At 69.7% G+C, this 17643-nt stretch carries 10 protein-coding genes, 3 tRNA genes, 2 rRNA genes and 1 pseudogene (1 of these 16 only partly in view); 10 read left to right on the top strand and 6 right to left on the bottom strand.

Features of this window, described 5'->3' with window-relative positions; translation table 11 throughout:
* From CTJ15_RS14605 to CTJ15_RS14570, 8 genes and pseudogenes are all read left to right on the top strand, one after another.
* A tRNA-Ile gene (locus CTJ15_RS14605) sits at nucleotides 1-18 on the top strand (it extends 56 nt beyond the left edge of the window).
* Between the two features lie 61 nt (nucleotides 19-79).
* A tRNA-Ala gene (locus tag CTJ15_RS14600) sits at nucleotides 80-152 on the top strand.
* A gap of 439 nt (nucleotides 153-591) precedes the next feature.
* Nucleotides 592-3351: ribosomal RNA gene (locus tag CTJ15_RS14595) — 23S ribosomal RNA — on the top strand.
* Between the two features lie 207 nt (nucleotides 3352-3558).
* Nucleotides 3559-3673, top strand: a 5S ribosomal RNA gene (gene rrf, locus CTJ15_RS14590).
* 69 nt (nucleotides 3674-3742) lie between these two features.
* Nucleotides 3743-3819: transfer RNA gene (locus CTJ15_RS14585), tRNA-Met, on the top strand.
* A 118-nt stretch (nucleotides 3820-3937) separates the two neighbouring features.
* A pseudogene (locus CTJ15_RS14580) lies at nucleotides 3938-6261 on the top strand (helicase-related protein).
* 130 nt (nucleotides 6262-6391) lie between these two features.
* Nucleotides 6392-6574 (top strand): hypothetical protein, encoded by a 183-nt coding sequence (locus tag CTJ15_RS14575; RefSeq protein ID WP_019462622.1) that lies wholly within the window; start codon nucleotides 6392-6394, stop codon nucleotides 6572-6574.
* Entirely contained in the window at nucleotides 6571-7980 is a 1410-nt protein-coding gene (locus CTJ15_RS14570; protein ID WP_099781648.1) for an amidase, read from the top strand. Before CTJ15_RS14575 ends, CTJ15_RS14570 begins: the two co-directional genes overlap by 4 nt.
* Nucleotides 7981-8215: 235 nt before the next feature.
* Here the strand turns inward: CTJ15_RS14570 and CTJ15_RS14565 are convergent, their stop codons facing one another.
* Nucleotides 8216-9457: an MFS transporter gene (locus tag CTJ15_RS14565; RefSeq protein WP_226945944.1), complete on the bottom strand. Its 1242-nt coding sequence runs from the start codon at nucleotides 9455-9457 to the stop codon at nucleotides 8216-8218.
* 251 nt (nucleotides 9458-9708) lie between these two features.
* The gene (locus tag CTJ15_RS14560) at nucleotides 9709-10422 is read right to left on the bottom strand and encodes a pyridoxamine 5'-phosphate oxidase family protein (RefSeq protein ID WP_026033469.1); all 714 of its coding nucleotides are present in this window, start codon (nucleotides 10420-10422) and stop codon (nucleotides 9709-9711) included.
* A 114-nt stretch (nucleotides 10423-10536) separates the two neighbouring features.
* On the opposite strand from CTJ15_RS14560, the gene CTJ15_RS14555 reads away from it, so the two are divergent.
* The gene (locus CTJ15_RS14555) at nucleotides 10537-11931 is read left to right on the top strand and encodes a PLP-dependent aminotransferase family protein (protein WP_226946163.1); all 1395 of its coding nucleotides are present in this window, start codon (nucleotides 10537-10539) and stop codon (nucleotides 11929-11931) included.
* Between the two features lie 85 nt (nucleotides 11932-12016).
* On the opposite strand, the gene CTJ15_RS14550 is transcribed toward CTJ15_RS14555, so the two are convergent.
* The 4 genes from CTJ15_RS14550 to CTJ15_RS14535 all read right to left on the bottom strand — a co-directional run bounded on the left by CTJ15_RS14550 (nucleotide 12017) and on the right by CTJ15_RS14535 (nucleotide 15338).
* Nucleotides 12017-12229, bottom strand: a complete 213-nt coding sequence (locus CTJ15_RS14550) for a hypothetical protein (RefSeq protein WP_019462627.1) — start codon at nucleotides 12227-12229, stop codon at nucleotides 12017-12019.
* Between the two features lie 297 nt (nucleotides 12230-12526).
* Complete coding sequence (locus CTJ15_RS14545) at nucleotides 12527-14080, bottom strand: hypothetical protein (protein ID WP_076970220.1); 1554 nt, start codon at nucleotides 14078-14080, stop codon at nucleotides 12527-12529.
* A gap of 5 nt (nucleotides 14081-14085) precedes the next feature.
* On the bottom strand, nucleotides 14086-14379 hold the full coding sequence (locus tag CTJ15_RS14540) for an L-rhamnose mutarotase (protein WP_075822633.1): 294 nt from the start codon (nucleotides 14377-14379) through the stop codon (nucleotides 14086-14088).
* 155 nt (nucleotides 14380-14534) lie between these two features.
* Entirely contained in the window at nucleotides 14535-15338 is an 804-nt protein-coding gene (locus CTJ15_RS14535) for a DeoR/GlpR family DNA-binding transcription regulator (protein ID WP_019462630.1), read from the bottom strand.
* Between the two features lie 167 nt (nucleotides 15339-15505).
* On the opposite strand from CTJ15_RS14535, the gene CTJ15_RS14530 reads away from it, so the two are divergent.
* Entirely contained in the window at nucleotides 15506-17632 is a 2127-nt protein-coding gene (locus tag CTJ15_RS14530; RefSeq protein ID WP_075822635.1) for a bifunctional rhamnulose-1-phosphate aldolase/short-chain dehydrogenase, read from the top strand.
* Nucleotides 17633-17643: the final 11 nt, after the last annotated feature.

The following is a 17643-nucleotide window of genomic DNA, read 5'->3' as shown; positions in this document are numbered from 1 at the left end:
CAAGTCCTCCCTGGCCCATGTTCGGGCCATGCCGAGAGCTGCTGGCGACAGGCCGGTCAGAAATCGCGTCAGAAATCGCGGGGGCGTAGCTCAGTTGGGAGAGCGCCTGCTTTGCAAGCAGGGGGTCGTCGGTTCGAACCCGATCGCCTCCATGGAGCAAGGCGGGATGGCAGATCCCAGGCAGCGCCTGCCTCCGCCAAAGCCATCCGCGGGCTGCACCCGGGGCCACGGGGCCGGACGATGTCCGCGCCCCAGGCCATGGCGCAGCCTGCGCGAGCAGTGAAACCCCACACGGTTCAAGCCGTGCCCGCGCGAAGCCGCGCCGCCTGGAGAAGGCGGCCCGGCAGGGGGCGGGACGGGGAGCGGTGTTCTTTTACAGGGTGAATAGGATCTGGCACGTCGAAGAGGCCAGGAAGTGTGGCGGCAGCCTTTGGGCTGCCAGGATGCCGCACGGACTGTCTGGAAGGCGACGTGCCTGAGAGAGCAAGTTATCGAGTGAATGAGTGTGAGTGACTGAGCGAGTGCCTCGGTGACACGCTCGCTGCCTGACCGGTGCGCCTTGGTTCTGCGCGCGGGCGGCGGCGGGAGAGAGATAGAGTGACAGAAGGGCGTTCGGTGGATGCCTTGGCGCCAAGAGGCGATGAAGGACGTGGCACGCTGCGAAAAGCCGCGGGGAGATGCGAGCGATCGTTGATCCGCGGATGTCCGAATGGGGAAACCCCTCCCGTATGGGAGATCCTGCACTGAATTCATAGGTGCCGGAGGCAAACCCGGGGAACTGAAACATCTCAGTACCCGGAGGAAAAGACATCAACAGAGATTCCGCGAGTAGTGGCGAGCGAAAGCGGAGCAGGCCAGTGATTGTGCAAGAAGAAGCCGAACGGTCTCGAAAGGCCGGCCAGAGCGGGTGATAGCCCCGTAGGCGTAGTGTCTTGCAGGATCCTCGAGTAGGGCGGGGCACGTGAAACCCTGTCTGAACGTGGGGGGACCACCCTCCAAGCCTAAATACTCCTTGGCGACCGATAGTGCACAAGTACCGTGAGGGAAAGGTGAAAAGCACCCCGACGAGGGGAGTGAAAGAGACCTGAAACCGAGCGCCTACAAGCAGTCGGAGCACCCCAATGTTCAATCATGGGAGGTGTGACGGCGTACCTTTTGTATAATGGGTCCGCGAGTTTCTGTTGGCAGCAAGCTTAAGCCGAGAGGTGTAGGCGCAGCGAAAGCGAGTCTGATAAGGGCGCTTGAGTTGCCGGCAGAAGACCCGAAACCGAGTGATCTAGCCATGGCCAGGCTGAAGGTGGGGTAACACCCACTGGAGGGCCGAACCCACGCCTGTTGAAAAAGTCGGGGATGAGCTGTGGCTAGGGGTGAAAGGCCAATCAAACTCGGAAATAGCTGGTTCTCCGCGAAATCTATTGAGGTAGATCGTCGTCCGATTACCTTCGGAGGTAGAGCACCGGAAGGGCTAGGGGGGCCCAAAGCCCTACCAAACCCTACCGAACTCCGAATGCCGAAGAGTACAGGACGGCAGACAGACAGTGGGTGCTAAGGTCCATTGTCGAGAGGGAAACAGCCCAGACCACCAGCTAAGGCCCCCAAATCGTGGCTAAGTGGGAAAGCATGTGAGACGGCCAAAACAACCAGGAGGTTGGCTTAGAAGCAGCCATCCTTTAAAGAAAGCGTAATAGCTCACTGGTCTAATAGCTGTCTTGCGGCGAAAATGTAACGGGGCTCAAGCCACGTGCCGAAGCTGTGGATGCATGCGCAAGCATGCGTGGTAGCGGAGCGTTCCGTAGGCCTGCGAAGGCAGACCCGTGAGGGCTGCTGGAGGTATCGGAAGTGCGAATGCGGACATGAGTAGCGATAAACAGGGTGAGAACCCCTGTCGCCGAAAGTCCAAGGGTTCCTGCGCAAGGTCAATCCGCGCAGGGTGAGCCGGCCCCTAAGGCGAGGGCGAAAGCCGTAGTCGATGGGAACCAGGTGAATATTCCTGGGCCTGACAGACGTGACGGCTGCAAAGCGTTGTTGCCCCTTATCGGATTGGGGCGGCAGCCAGAGCAGCCCAGGAAACAGCGCTGTCGATAAAGACCGTACCCGAAACCGACACAGGTGGACTGGTTGAGAATACCGAGGCGCTTGAGAGAACTATGCTGAAGGAACTAGGCAAATTACTCGCGTAACTTCGGGATAAGCGAGACCCCTTCTTGCGCAAGCAAGGTAGGGTGGCACAGACCAGGGGGTAGCGACTGTTTAGTAAAAACACAGGGCTCTGCGAAATCGAGAGATGACGTATAGGGTCTGACACCTGCCCGGTGCCGGAAGGTCAAGGGGAGATGTGCAAGCATCGAACCGAAGCCCCGGTAAACGGCGGCCGTAACTATAACGGTCCTAAGGTAGCGAAATTCCTTGTCGGGTAAGTTCCGACCTGCACGAATGGTGTAACGACTTCCCCACTGTCTCCAGCATAGACTCAGCGAAATTGAATTCCCCGTGAAGATGCGGGGTACCCGTGGTCAGACGGAAAGACCCTATGAACCTTTACTGCAGCTTCGCAGTGGTGCCAGGAAGGAACTGTGTAGGATAGGTGGGAGCCATCGAAACCCGGGCGCTAGCTCAGGTGGAGGCAACCTTGAAATACCACCCTGTTTCTTTCTGGCATCTCACTGAGCCCGGTCAGCCCGGGCCAGGACCCTGCGTGGTGGGCAGTTTGACTGGGGCGGTCGCCTCCCAAAGTGTAACGGAGGCGCGCGATGGTGGGCTCAGGCCGGTCGGACATCGGCTGTTGAGTGCAAAGGCATAAGCCCGCCTGACTGCGAGCGCGACAGCGCGAGCAGAGACGAAAGTCGGCCTTAGTGATCCGGTGGTCCCGCGTGGAAGGGCCATCGCTCAACGGATAAAAGGTACTCTAGGGATAACAGGCTGATCTCCCCCAAGAGTCCACATCGACGGGGAGGTTTGGCACCTCGATGTCGGCTCATCGCATCCCGGGGCTGGAGCAGGTCCCAAGGGTTCGGCTGTTCGCCGATTAAAGCGGTACGTGAGCTGGGTTTAGAACGTCGTGAGACAGTTCGGTCCCTATCTGCCATGGGTGTTGGAGACTTGCGAGGATCTGTCCCTAGTACGAGAGGACCGGGATGGACGTACCTCTGGTGCACCGGTTGTTCCGCCAGGAGCATCGCCGGGTAGCTAAGTACGGAACGGATAACCGCTGAAGGCATCTAAGCGGGAAACCAGCCTCAAAACCAGGTCTCCCCAAGGGCCGTGGAAGACCACCACGTCGATAGGCCGCAGGTGGAAGTGCAGCAATGCATGCAGCCGAGCGGTCCTAATCGCCCGATCGAACTCCATCACTCCCCCGCCGCCGCAGTCCCCCCAACAAGGGACACCGCGCGCAGCACCAAAGCGCACCCGCTCACACACACACACACATCACACCCGAACACACATCGCCCTCCCAGCGCCGCATGCCCACACACAACAGGGCCGCCCGGCACAGATCCTCCCATCACCCAACAGCATCAGGTCGGTACATACAAATCCAAGGTTCCCATCCGGTGGCCTGGTGGCCCTAGCGAGGCTGCCACACCCGATCCCATCCCGAACTCGGCCGTGAAACGCCTCAGCGCCCATGGTACTGCGTCTCAAGACGCGGGAGAGTCGGTCGCCGCCAGGCCGCCCGATGGGAACCTCCCACACCCCCCGACCCGATCGCCGCCCACGTCACCATCACACCATCACCCAGCGCGGGGTGGAGCAGCCCGGTAGCTCGTCAGGCTCATAACCTGAAGGTCACAGGTTCAAATCCTGTCCCCGCATCCAAACACCCCCCCCCACACACAAGCACGCAACATACCCCCGTACGCGCACCCAGCAGCGTGGACAAAAGAAGTATGCCGTGTTCCAGCCCCAACCACAGGGGCGTAAGACAATGTGTTCCATGACCGCTCTTTCCCCTGGCAATCCAGCCGAAGCCGCCATCGAGGCGGCCGGCTATGCCGTTGACAGCCGAGAACTGCAGCAGCTTCTCCGCCTTGTCATCCGCCGCCTGCCCGCCGATGGCGACACGGTACGCCTCGCCCTTTGCGAAGTGCGCCGCCGCCGTTGGGCATCCCGCCTGCTGGACCTCGCCAACCGTGCCGGCCAGGTCTGGGTGCAGCGGAGCGACGCGACAAAAGCCGCCGCCGCGATCGAGACGCCCGAGCCGGCGGACGAACAGCTCCTCTCGCATCTCGACAATGTGGTGCGGGAGCGCCTGCGGAACCTCGCCCCTACCCCGGAAGGGGCGATGGAGGCGGTGCTGTCCGAGCTCAGCGATGTTTCCGGCACCCAGCTGAACCCTGAGCGGCAGGCCTTTCTTGCCCAGACTGTGGCCGAGGCCTTCTCGCTCGATCGCCCCGCCATCCGCGACTTCGTCGGTCGCGTCAGCGCCACCGAGCAGACCCGCCGCGCGCAACAGCGCGAGGCGGAGAAACTCGCCCGCGAACGTCGCCGGGCCGAGGTCAGCCGGCTGCGCGAATGGGAGAAGAGCCTCATCGGCATCGAGGAGGTCGCGCACATGCTCGACGCCTCGCTGCGGGAGGCCACGCGCTGGGCCGGCACCGGCCTGATTCCCGTCGCCCGCCGCGTGCCGTCGCGCAAGGGCGAGCGCTGGGAGTTCGATCCGGCGGACGTCGCGGCGCTTCGCGGCGAGATCACCCATTGGCGCGAGGCGGAGCAGCCCCGCCCGGGGCGCCCTGCGGCCCCGGCGCTGATCGGCGGCAAGGGCCTCAACGCCGCCGTCGCCCGTGTCGCTGCGCTGGACCGTTTCGCGGCACATTTCCGCACCGCGCGGGCGCTGAACCGCCGCATCACCCTGGTCACCGGCCCGACCAATTCCGGCAAGAGCCATCTGGCACTCGACCGCCTCGCCACCGCGGAAAGCGGCATGGCCCTGGCCCCGCTCCGCCTGCTGGCGCATGAGTTCCGCGAGGCGCTGGCCAGCCGCGGCATCGCCGCCTCGCTCTCCACCGGGGAGGAGCGCATGCCTGTGGAGGGCAGCCGCCACCTCGCCGCGACCGTGGAGATGTGCCCCTTCCACAACCCGACCGACGTGGCGGTGGTGGACGAGGCGCAGCTCCTCCAGGACCGCGACCGTGGCGCCGCCTGGACGGCGGCGATCATGGGCGCCCCGGCCCGGCATGTCCTCGTGCTCGGCGCGCCGGACTGCGTGCCGATGGTCAAGCGTATCGCCGCGCTCTGCGACGATCCGGTCGAGGAGATCTCGCTCCAGCGCAAGAGCCCGCTGAATGCCGCCCGCGCGCCGGTGAATTTCGGCGACCTGCGTCCCGGGGACGCGCTGGTGGCCTTCTCCCGCCGCGACGTGCTGGACCTGCGTGCCGAGCTGGTGCGGCGCGGGCGGCGCGTCGCCGTGGTCTATGGCGCCCTCAGCCCCGAGGTCCGCCGCGGGCCGAGGCCGCGCGCTTCCGCGATGGCGAGGCCGATATCCTGGTCGCCACGGACGCCATCGGCATGGGGCTGAACCTGCCCATCCGCCGTGTCGTCTTCTCCACCCTCCGCAAGTTCGACGGCGAGCAGCGCCGCGACCTGAACACGCAGGAGGTGAAGCAGATCGGCGGCCGTGCCGGGCGCTTCGGGCGCTTCGAGGAAGGCATCGTCTCCGTCCTGGCCGGCGGCGGTGCGCCGGAGCAGATCCGGCGCCTGCTGGAAGCCCCGCCGGACTTGCCGGAGGACCTGCGCCCCCAGGTGCAGCCCGATTCCGACATCGTTTCCGCCGTGGCGGCGGAGATCGGGTCGGACAGCCTCTTCGGCGTGCTGGCGCGTATCCGCCGCGCCGTGCTGCGGCGGGACGACCCGAACTACCGGCTGGCCGATCTCAGCCAGCAGATGGCCATCGCCACCGCCGTGGACGGCGTGCAAGGCCTCGCCCTGACACAGCGTTGGACCTACGCCCTCTGCCCGGTGGACCAGCGCGACAATGGCATCGTCCGGCTGGCGCGCTGGGCCGTGGACCATGGCGCGGGCCGTTCGGTCACGCCTCCCATGGCCGGCCGCCTGCCGGCGCCGGAACGCGCCCAGCGCGACGAGCTGGAACGTGCGGAGAAGGTCCACAAGCGCCTTGTCGCCTGGCGCTGGCTTTCCCTACGCTTCCCCGAGGCCTATCCCAACCGGGCCGAGGCCGAGGCCGAGACCATGCGCCTCGACCGCTGGATCGAGGACGTGCTGCGCACCCAGCGCCGGGGCCGGGTCGGCCTTTCGGCCTGAGCTTTCCCGAGCCGGTGGATCGCGGTGGGCGGGGCCGGACCCGCCTGCCGCCGGAACGTCGCGGCGGCCTCGGCACGCCCGCTCACTGGCCAGGAGGCAGGATGGCACGGCTTATGCCAGCCTGTCCGCCATGGACGATTCCCTGATCGAAGCCCTGGCCCGGACCATGGGCCTGGAGAAAGCCCTGGCCGGGCATCGCGACGATGTCCTGGCCGCCGCGCGGCGCGCCGCCGATGCGCGCGGCAGGCTGCCGCCCGATCCGGACCCGGCTGCGGAACCCTGGCCTCCCATGCAGGTGAGGCCGCGCCCGTGAGCCGCGCCGAATCCGCTCCGCACCGCCTCGGCGCCGCCGCGATCTCCGCCGCCTACGAGGCCGGGACGCTGACCCCGACCGTGCTGGTCCGCCACCTGCTGGACCGCGCCGGCAGGATGGACCCGCAGGTCCATGCCTTCATCCGTCTCGACGCCGAGGCGGCGCTGGACGCTGCCGCACAGGCGGAGCGCGAGATCGCCGCGGGCCGCAAGCGCGGTCCGCTGCATGGCGTGCCGGTCGGCATCAAGGACATCATCGACGTCGCCGGCCTGCCCACCACCTGCCATTCGAAGATCCTGCTGGGCAATGTCGCGGCGCGGGATGCCACTGTCGTGTCCAGGCTGCGCGCGGCGGGCGCCATCATCCTGGGCAAACTGTCCACGCATGAATTCGCCATCGGCGGTCCCTGCCACGACCTGCCCTTCCCGGCGGCGCGCAATCCCTGGAACACGGACCACCACCCGGGCGGCTCCTCCTCCGGTTCCGGCGCCGGACTCGCGGCGGGGCTCTTTCCCCTGGCGCTCGGCACGGATACCGGCGGTTCGGTGCGCAACCCGGCCAGCCAGTGCGGCATCACCGGGCTGAAGCCGACCTATGGGCTGGTCTCGCGCGCCGGCGTCTTCCCGCTCGCCTTCACGCTGGACCATATCGGCCCCATGGCCCGCAGTGCCGAGGACGCCGCGCTGCTGCTGGAGGCCATCGCCGGCCATGATCCCGGGGACCCCGGCAGTGCCGTGCCGCAGGCAGCGGATTACCGCCCCGGCCCCGCCGCCAGCCTGAAGGGGCTGCGCGTCGGCTTTGTGCGGCATTTCCACGAGCGCGACATGCCCGCCGATCCGGAGATGGCGGCGGGGCTGGAGCGGGCGGCGGAATGGCTGGGCGCGCTGGGCATGCAGGTCCGCGACGTCACCCTGCCCTCGCTCGACGAGTTCGCGGCGGTGAACCGCGTCATCCTCCATGCGGAGGCCTTCGCCATCCATGCGCGCTGGCTGCGCGAGCGGCCGGGCGACTACGCGCAGCTCACGCGTTCCTCGCTGCTGACCGGCGCCTTCCTTACGGCGGAGGATCTCGGCCGCGCCCAGCGCGCCCGCCACCGCATGATCGCGGCGGTGGAGGCCGCCTTCCGGGAGGTGGACGTGCTGCTCTGCGCCAGCTCCATGGACCCGGCGGCGCGGATCGACGACCCGGCGGAGATCGCCCGGACCTATGCGCGGCAGGCGCGCACGCCCTTCAACGTCACCGGCCATCCGGCCCTGGCGGTGATGACCGGCCTGTCCGCCGATGGCCTGCCTCTCGCGGCCCAGCTCGTCGGACGCTATTTCGACGAGCGGCGCCTCTTCACCCTGGCGGTGGCTGTTGCCACGGTGGCGGGGCAGCCTGCCTGCCCGATGCTGCTGGAGGACTGATCGGGCGTTCCTGGGGGCCAAGGCTCCGCCTCGCCTCCAAACCCCCGCTCCGCCAGGAACCCGGTGCGGCGGCCCGGATGTCTGGCCGCCGGTTGTGATCCGCCCCTGGCCCTCCATGCGAGAGCCGGGAAAGGTTCGTGCCGGCGGCGTTGGCGCAGCGGGTGCGGGCCGGATCGAGCCCGGCCGGCGCGGGGTGGCGCGCGGCCGGCGGACGGATCGCGGCGCCTGGACCGGATCAGGCCAGCTCCGCGCCCCGGCGCTCGGGGATGAGGAACCACATGGCCAGGATGTCGAGGACGTAGAGCAGGGCCAGCAGGGCGATGGCGGTCTTGAAGCCATAGGCGGCCGCGACGGCGCCCACGGCCACCGGGCCGAAGCCGCCCACCGCGCGGCCGATGTTGAACAGCACGTTCTGCGCCGTGGCGCGGGCGGCGGTGGGATAGAGCTCGCTCATCAGCGCGCCGTAGCCGCCCAGCATGCCGTTGACGAAGAAGCCCATCACCGCGCCACCGACCAGCAGCGCCGCCGGATCGGTCAGCCACGAATAGACGACGACCATGACCGCCGCGCCCAGCATCCAGCCGAAGAAGGCCGGCTTGCGCCCGACGCGGTCGGCGACCTGGCCGAAGGCATAGATGCCCACCGCCATGCCGAGGATGGTCACGGCCGTCCAGGTGGCGGACTGGGTGAGGCCGAAGCCAAACCGGCTGGAAAGATAGTTCGGCAGCCAGATCATCACGCCATAGTAGCCGAAGTTCTGCACCGAGCAGAGGATCACCAGCCCGAGGCTGCTGCGCCGGGCCTGGGCATCCGCCACCAGCAGCCGCAGCGGCGAGGCGCCGGGGGCCTTCGCCGAGTGTTCCACGAAGACATCGGGCTCGTGCAGGCTGCGGCGGATGAAATAGGCGGCGATGGCCGGGAACAGGCCGACCGCGAACATCCCGCGCCAGCCGATGACCGGCAGCAGCATCGGTGTCACCACGGCCGCGAGCAGCACGCCGGCCTGCCAGCCCAGCCCGACATAGGAGGAGGCGCGGGCGCGCTTGCTGGCCGGCCAGGCCTCGGCCACCAGGGCCATGCCGATGCCGAACTCGCCGCCCAGGCCGATGCCCGCGATGGTGCGGTAGACCAGCAGGTCCCAGTAGCCCTGGGCCAGGGCGCAGAGGCCGGTGAAGACGGCGAAGAGCACGATTGTCCAGGTCAGCACCCGCACGCGCCCGAGCCGGTCGGACAGCATGCCGAAGCCCACGCCGCCGATCACCGCGCCGACCAGGGTGGCCGTGACCAGGGAGGCGGCCTGGGCCGGGCTCAGCCCCAGATCGGCCGAGATGGCGCGCAGCATGAAGCCGAGGATCAGCAGGTCGAAGCCATCCATGGCATAGCCCAGGGCGGAGCCCCACAGCGCCTTCCGCGCGGCGGGCGTGATCCTGTCCCTTTCCTGTTCCGATGCTGCGAAGACTCTGGCTGGATCTGCCATGGGGCCACCCCGTTCCCGAAAAATCCGGCGGCTTGTGTCACCTTGTCGCGGACCATGCCAGACGGTTCCGGCCCGGCGGTGCCAGGGAAAGGACATGGAGAGGCCGATTTCCCCTGGCTGTTTCCTCCTGGCTATCCCCCGGGGGTGAGTTCCGGGTCCCTGAACCGGAAAGGCCGCCTTCGATCCGGGCAGGGGGAGGGGCGCGCAGCCTGCCGGATCGACGGGGACAGGCGCGCGCCCTCCCCGTACGATCAGCCGCGATAGGCCTCCGCATAGGCCTCGGCCAGGGCCTCCTCCAGCGGGCGTTCCGCGCGGTAGGACGCCAGGTCCGCCGGCCGCGCGACGCCGGGCCGCAGACGCGGGCAGGGTTCCGGCGCGCCGATCACCGTGCGGATGGGCAGGCGCTCGGCATAGACCGGCAAGGCGTAATCCTCCTCGTCATCGGCCACGCCCTTGGCGCGGATCTTGGCCGAGGCGCTCTCGATCTCCATGGCAATGACGGCGGTGGCCTTGATCTCCTGGTCGGTGCTCTGGCGCAGCCCGGCGGTGCGGTGGGGAAAGAAGCGGTCCACCATCATCACCAGGGCGCGGCACTTCTCCTCCGGATCGGCCACGAGCCTCGCCTGGCCGAAGGCCATCACCGAGCGGTAGTCGGCGGAATGGTTGAAGCCGCAGCGCGCCAGGACCAGGCTGTCGAAATGCGTGACCGTCAGGCAGGCCGGCTGGCCTTCGGACAGGTTGCGCAGCATGCGGCTGGCGCTGCTGCCATGCCAGTAGAGCCGCGTGCCCTCGCGCCAGAACAGGGTCGGCGTGCAATAGGGCTGGCCGTCCACGGCATAGGCGACATGGCAGAGCGCGGCGGCGTCGAGCAGCCGGTGGACCGTCTCGTGATCGTAGAAGCCGCGGTCGTGCCGCCGCTTGACGCGGTTGCGCGCCTCGACGGGATAGGTCTGGGTTTCGGACATCGGAAAGGCCTTGATTGACGCCGCCATCATGAGGCCGTGAAATTGGTCGGCGCGAGGGCCAATCCGGAGCACGATATGCCAACCAATTCCCGGCGGAAGCCGGAGGTGCTGGATATGCCCCTGTTGCTGGACGGGGCGGGCAGCCAGTCGGGCCGGCTGCATGCCGGGCTGCGCGCCGCGATCCTGGGCGGGCGGCTGGCACCGGGGCTGCGCCTGCCCTCCAGCCGGGACCTCGCCGCGCAGCTCGGGCTGCGCCGCAACGCCGTGGTCATCGCCTATGAACAGCTCCTGAGCGACGGGCTGGCCGAGGCCAGGGTCGGGGCGGGCACCTTCGTGGCCGCCCGGGTGCCGCGCGGGCCGGGCGCTGCGGCGCCGGCCGGGGCCGCCATTCCCCTGCCGGGACAGGCGCCCTTCGCACTGGGCCGCACCCATGCCGATCCGGCGCTGCTGCGCCAGTTCGGCCGCCTCGTTCGGCGCCACCTCACGGCCGAGGCGGCGCATTTCGGCTATGGCGACCCGCGCGGCGGCGAGGGGCTGCGCAGCGCCATCGCGGAGCATCTCGCGGCCACGCGGGGCATCGCCTGCGATCCGGGGCGGGTGCTGGTCACCAGCGGCACGCAGCAGGCGCTGCGCCTCTGCGCCGAGGTGCTGCTGCGTCCCGGCGACGCGGTGTGGATGGAGGACCCGGGCTATCCCTCGGCACGGCGCATCCTGGAGGCCTGCGGCGCCCGGCTGGTGCCCGTCCCGGTGGACCGCCACGGGCTGGACGCGGGGGAGGGACGGCGCCAGGCCCCTTCGGCGCGGCTGGCCTATGTCACGCCCTCCCACCAGTTCCCGACCGGCGTGACGATGAGCATGGAGCGGCGCCTCGCCCTGCTCGACTGGGCGCGCGAGGCGGGAAGCTGGGTGGTGGAGGACGATTACGACAGCGAGTTCCGCTACGCCGGCCCGCCGCTGACCGCCCTGGCCGGGATCGATGCGCGGGAGCGGGTCATCTATCTCGGCACCTTCTCCAAGACGCTATTCCCCGGGTTGCGGACGGGGTTCGCCGTGCTGCCGGGGGAGCTGCTGGAGAGGGTCGCCGCCGCGCGGCTGGTCAGCGACCGCTTTCCGCCCAGCCTGACCGGCGAGGCCCTGGCCGAGCTGATTCGCGACGGCGGCTTCGCCGCGCATGTGCGGCGCATGCGCTCGCGCTACCGGATCGCCCGCGACCTGCTGGCGGAACTCCTGCCGCGTGCCTCCGGCGGCCTGCTGCGCGTGACGGTGCCCGACCAGGGGCTGTCCCTTCTGGCCCTGCTGCCGGAGGACTGGCCGCCCGGAACGGCGGTGCGCATCCGCGCGGCGGCCGGGATCGAGGGCTGGCTGCTGTCGGAAACCCGGCTGGTGCGGAAGGGGCCGGACGGCTTCGTGCTGGGCTTTTCCGGCCATTCCCTGCCGGCGCTGCGGCGCGCGGCGGAGCGGCTGGGCGAGGCGGTGCGGGCCTGGAGCCCAGGCGCCGTGGCCGCCTGACCCATCCGGATGGGGAGCGCCGGGCGTGATCCGCGGGTGGAGGCCGGCGGATCATGTTCCGGTGCGCTGGCCCCGACGGCTGGCCTCAGTGCTGCCGGCTGTCCCGTTCCGCCGCCATGCCTGCCTCGCCCTGTCGCGGCCAGAGCGTCCGGTTGACGGAAAGCATCAGGCGCTGGACCCTGCCGAGGCGGCCCTGGTTGGCGTTCAGGTTGGCGCGCCCCATGACGCTGGCGGCGACATGGGCGCGGGCCTGCCGGAGATTCTGGCGCAGAACGCGGAGATTGTCAGTCGCGGTCAAGTCTTCCTCCTTGGTTTGGCGGGGTGGAGGATCGTGCGCGGCCGCAGGAAGTCCTGGTCCGGTGGCGTCCCCCATTCTTGTTGACCGTGGCGCCCTCGCGGGGGCCGTCACGGCGCGGGATGTCCCCCACCTGCGGAGGAAGCTAGGCAGTCGGGGGCGGGGTGCCAAGCCGGGGCCCTGCGAATTCCGCCGCGGTTCGTCGGGGTCCGGGATGTCCGGGGCGAAGGACCCGCGCCCGCCTGCGTCCCTTCCAGCCGGGGCAGTGCGGGCACGGCCTCGACCCAGGATGCGGGAGCCTCAGGTCATCCCGCCCGGCGTGGCGGGAGAGGCGGATTCGGCCAAGGGCAAGACGCTGGGCAGGCCCGCGGGCGAGGCGCTGCCGGTGGCGTGTCCGATGGGCGCGGCGGCATCCCCGGGCCCGGTCACCGGGGTGGTGATTGCCGGCGGGGTGGTTGCCAGGGCCCGCCGCCAGCGCTGGCGCGCCGCGCGGATGCGGCTGGCCCAGGTGGGGGGCGGGATCTCATCCGGGGTGGGAGGCGGTGCCTGCCGGCCCAGGACGAGGCAGCGCGCGCCCGCGACCGTTCCCGCGCTGTCCTGGCAGCGCAAGAGGCGCGAGCCGGGCCGCAGCGCCGCAAGAAGCGCGGGGTAGAGCGGATCGCGAGCCAGGGGGCCGTCCACCACCACATCCCCGGCCGCGTGCAGCAGGTCCAGGGACAGGTCCGTCAACAGCGCCAGGTAGAGGCTGGCCAGGGCGCTGCGGCCCGCGCCGTCCAGCCCTTCCGCCCGCAGCACCGCGCCCTGGCGCCCCGGGAAGGCGCCGCCCCCGGCGAAGCCCGGCAGCACGGAGGCGCCTCTGTCGAGGGCGTGGAACAGGTCCGCCTCGCCGGGCTGCGGAGCATCCGGGCCGGCCACGGCGCGGTATTCCCGCCCGCCCATGAAGCGGGCGGTGCCGACCAGCCCGCCCCAGGCATCGGCATTGGCCAGCATGTCCCGCTCCGGCCGCAGGGCCGAGGCCGGGGTGCCGCGCGCCATCAGCACCGTCCAGGTGCCGGAGGACACGACGGCGAAGGGTTCCGCCGCCGCGCGATGCGTCAGATGGGCCAGGTAGGAGGCATTGGAATCGTGGAGGCCGCAGAGCACCGCGCAATCCCCCGGCAGGTCGCAGCGGGCGACAAGGGCGGGCCGCAGCCGGCCCAGCACGGCCCCGGCCGGGCGCAGCGGCGGGAAGAGCCTTTCCCAGCCCTGGCCGATGGCCATTGCGGAGAAGCGGGCCCGCGCCGGCTGCCACAGATCCGTGTGGCAGCCGAGCGAGGTGACCTCGCTGGCCGCGGTGCCGCAGAGCCGGTGGGCCCAGTATTGCGGATAGGGCAGGACCGCGGCGGTGCGGGCGAAGGTCGCGGGCAGGCGGCGCTGCACGAAATGGATCTGCCGCCCCAGGTTGAGGCCCGCCGGCAGGGAGGGGGACAGGGTCGCCGCGAAGGGATCGCGCAGGGCCTCATAGGCCGCGTCCTCGCCCGCCAGGGCCGGGTCCTCGTAGTCGGGCGCCAGCAGGGGCTCGCCCGCCGCGTCGAGCAGCACGGCCGCCGTGCCATGCGCCACGGGCAGGATGGCGGCGATGCGATGGCGTTCCGGCAGGCCGGACAGGGACCGCAGCAGCCAGTCCTCCAGCCCGGCCAGGTCGAGCTGGCGCAGCGGGCCGCCCCCGCAAGGCGCGTTGGGCTTCTGCCGGAGGGCGATTTCCTCGCCGCCCAGCGGGTCGAGCAGCACCAGCTTGGCGTTGCTCTTGCCGATATCGAGCACGGCCAGCAGCCGGCCCGGGGTCCATCCGCCAAGGGGGTATGCGCCGGACATGGGGCTCAGTCCATGTGGAACATCAGGGGCAGGGGCTCGGCAAGCGGGGCGCCGCCGGCATCCGTGGCCATGATGTCCGCCATGTGCCGCCACCAGCGGCGCATCACCTCCTTCTCCGGCAACTGGTCGGCGCGGTGGTCCGGGGCGCGCCGCATCACTGCGAAGAGGCTCCGCGTCGGTTCGTGCAGGAAGATGCTGTAGTCGCTGATGCCGGATGCCCGCAGCAGGGCGGTGAGTTCCGGCCAGATCGCGTCGTGCCGCGCCTTGTAGGCGGCCGCCTGCCCGGGGTCGAGCTGCATCCGGAAGGCGATCCTGCCGCCGCCCCGCGCGGCGGATGGCCCAGCGCATGGGTTTCCGGGGCGGATTGCCGCCCCCGCGCCGTCCTTCATGGTTCCACTCCCTGTTCCTGGCGGCCGCTCTGCCGGCGGCCTGCCCCTTCGCCGGTCGCCGGCGGCTAGGCCACCCGCCTGATCCCGTCCTCCTGGCCCGGCTCCGCCTGGATGATCTCGATGCCCAGGGCCCGGAACGGCTCCAGCTCCTCCGGACGCGCTTCCCAGTCGGTGATCAGCGTGCCGATCCGCCCCGGCTCCACCACGATCATCGAGGATTGCTGGCGCAGCTTGCGGCTGTCGGCCAGCACCACCACCGTCTCGGCGCTGGCCATCAGCCGGATCTGCGACTGCACGATCAGCGGGTCGTTCTCCATCAGGCCGAAGCGGTTCAGCCCGTAGCAGGAGGTGAACATCCGCTCGCCCCGGAAATGCCGTGCCACGTCGCTCTCGAAGGGGCTGAGCACGATCCCTTGCTCGCGGTAGACGGGGCCGCCGGGCAGGGTGATGCGGTTGCGGCTCTGCGCGACGAGATGGCTGGCGAGCGGGAAGGAGCTGGTCAGGATGTCCAGGCTCATCCCTTCCAGGAACTCCGCCAGGCAATAGGTGGTGCTGCCGGCGCCGATGATGACGCTCTCGCCGCGCCGCATCAGGCCGGCGGCCACGCGCGCGATGGCGCGCTTCTGCGGCGCCTGCACCTCCTGGCTGACGGCGAAGGGGCGGCCGACCAGCTGTGGCTGGTAGCGCGGCTCCAGCGCCTCCACGCCGCCGCGCACGCGGCGGATCTCGCCGCGCTCGGCCATGGCCACGATGTCGCGGCGGATGGTGGCCTCGGAGGCGCCGAGCAGGTCGCAGAGGTCGGTCACGCTGACCACGCTGCGTTCCTCCGCCGTCTTGAGGATCAGCCGCTGACGTTCCCGCTCCAGCACCCGCCGGTCCTTCCCTGGGAGGTCGAGCGGACAGCTAAGGGCGCGGCCGGAAGGGCGTCAAGGGCGTTCGATCAGAATCGGTCGGTTTAGATTGGACTTGATCGTTTATGATCGATATGGAAGCCTGCATCCGGAAGCGGGCCGACAACCGCGTCCAGGGAGGCACCATGAACACCGTCACCCCCATCGCTCCCCTGCTGGAGAACCGCTGGGACGCCGCGCATGCCGCGACCCTGGCGCCGGAAGAGCTGCTGCTCTACCGCTCGAACCTGCTTGGCTCCGACAAGCGCGTCACCAACTACGGCGGCGGCAACACCTCCTCCAAGATCCCGATGCGCGACCCCCTGACGGGCGAGACGGTGACGGTGCTCTGGGTGAAGGGCTCGGGCGGCGACATCGGCACGATGAAGCTGGACGGCTTCGCCACGCTCTACCAGGACCGCCTGCTGCGGCTGCAGGACCTCTACCGGGGGGCGGAGCGGGAGGATGCGATGGTGGGCCTCTATCCCCACCTGACCTTCGGCCTGAACCCGCGCGCCACCTCGATCGACACGCCGCTGCACGGGCTGATCCCCTGGCCGCATGTCGATCACGTCCATCCGGACGCGATCATCGCCATCGCCGCCTCGGCCGACAGCCGGCGCCTGACGCAGGAGATCTTCGGCGACACGATCGGCTGGATTCCCTGGCGCCGCCCGGGTTTCGAGCTGGGCCTGTGGCTGCAACGCTTCGTGGCGGAGAACCCCAAGGCGAAGGGCGCGATCCTGGAAGCGCACGGGCTCTTCACCTGGGGCGGGACGCAGCGGGAATGCTACGAGACCACGATCGGCACGATCAACCGGGCGATCGAATGGCTGGCGCTGCAATCCCGGGGGCGCCCCGCCTTCGGCGGCGGAAAGGTGGCCGCGCGGCCACGCGAGGAACGCCGGGCCCTGGCGGCGGCGCTGATGCCCCGGATCCGTGGGCTGGTCGCGGGGCGCGACCATGGCGGCGCCACGCCCACCCGCATCGGGCATTTCGACGACAGCCCGGCGGTGCTGGAATTCGTGGGCTCGCAGGCCCTGGCGGAACTGGCGCCGCTGGGCACCTCCTGCCCCGACCATTTCCTGCGCACCAAGATCGCGCCGCTGGTGCTGGATTTCGATCCGGCGCGCGAGGGGCTGGAGGAGTTGCTGCCGCGGCTGGAGCCGGCCATCGCCGCCTATCGCGAAACCTACGCCGCCTATTACGAACGCTGCCGGCGCCCGGACAGCCCGGCGATGCGCGACCCGAATCCTGTGGTCTATCTGGTGCCGGGTGTGGGCATGATCACCTTCGCCGCCGACAAGGCGACGGCACGCATCGCGGGCGAGTTCTACGCCAACGCCATCAACGTGATGCGCGGCGCCTCCGCGGTTTCCACCTATCGCGGCCTGCCGGAACAGGAAGCCTTCGACATCGAGTACTGGCTGCTGGAGGAGGCGAAGCTCGCTCGAATGCCGAGGCCGAAGGCACTGGCCGGCAAGGTGGCGCTGATCACCGGCGGCGCAGGCGGCATCGGCCTGGCCACGGCGCGCCGCCTGGCGGATGAGGGCGCCTGCATCGTGCTCTGCGACATCGACCGCGACGCGCTGGCGGAGGCCGAGGCGGCGTTGCGCCGCAGCCATGGCGCCGATGCCGTGGCCTCGGCCTGGGTGGACGTGACGCGGGAGGAAGCGGTCCAGGCCCTCTATGCCGAGGCCGCGCTGGCTTTCGGCGGCATCGATATCTGCGTCTCCAATGCCGGCATCGCCTCCGCCGCGCCGATCGAGGAAACGAGCCTGGAACTCTGGGACCGCAACCTCTCGATCCTCGCCACCGGCTATTTCCTGGTGACGCGGGAGGCCTTCCGGCTGATGCGGGTGCAGGGCACGGGCGGCTCCATCGTGCTGGTGGCCTCCAAGAACGCCATGGTGGCCTCGCCGGGCGCCTCCGCCTATTGCGTCGCCAAGGCCTCGGAACTGCACCTCGCCCGCTGCCTCGCGCTGGAAGGCGCGCCGCACGGCATCCGCGCCAATGTGGTGAACCCGGATGCGGTGCTGCGCGGCTCGCGCATCTGGCAGGGGGAATGGGGCGACCAGCGCGCCGCCTCCAACCGGACGACGCGGGAGGATCTGGAGAAGGTCTATATCGAGCGCTCGCTGCTCAAGCGCGGCGTTCATCCCGAGGACATCGCCGAGGCCATCGCCTTCTTCGCCGCGGAGGCGCGATCCGGGAAATCCACCGGCAACATCCTGAACGTGGATGCGGGCCACGCGCCTGCCTTCACGCGCTAGGCCGGAAGACG

Source organism: Roseomonas sp. FDAARGOS_362 (assembly GCF_002754815.1).
Classification (GTDB): domain Bacteria; phylum Pseudomonadota; class Alphaproteobacteria; order Acetobacterales; family Acetobacteraceae; genus Roseomonas; species Roseomonas mucosa.
This window is presented reverse-complemented; position numbering and strand designations above follow the sequence as displayed.

Bases quoted from the DNA above. Each gene is read 5' to 3' on its own strand.
- CTJ15_RS14565 (WP_226945944.1), bottom strand. From the start codon at position 9,457: ATGGCAGATCCAGCCAGAGTCTTCGCAGCATCGGAACAGGAAAGGGAC.
- CTJ15_RS14575 (WP_019462622.1), top strand. From the start codon at position 6,392: ATGGACGATTCCCTGATCGAAGCCCTGGCCCGGACCATGGGCCTGGAG.
- CTJ15_RS14560 (WP_026033469.1), bottom strand. From the start codon at position 10,422: ATGTCCGAAACCCAGACCTATCCCGTCGAGGCGCGCAACCGCGTCAAG.
- CTJ15_RS14555 (WP_226946163.1), top strand. From the start codon at position 10,537: ATGCCCCTGTTGCTGGACGGGGCGGGCAGCCAGTCGGGCCGGCTGCAT.
- CTJ15_RS14545 (WP_076970220.1), bottom strand. From the start codon at position 14,080: ATGTCCGGCGCATACCCCCTTGGCGGATGGACCCCGGGCCGGCTGCTG.
- CTJ15_RS14530 (WP_075822635.1), top strand. From the start codon at position 15,506: ATGAACACCGTCACCCCCATCGCTCCCCTGCTGGAGAACCGCTGGGAC.
- CTJ15_RS14540 (WP_075822633.1), bottom strand. From the start codon at position 14,379: ATGCAGCTCGACCCCGGGCAGGCGGCCGCCTACAAGGCGCGGCACGAC.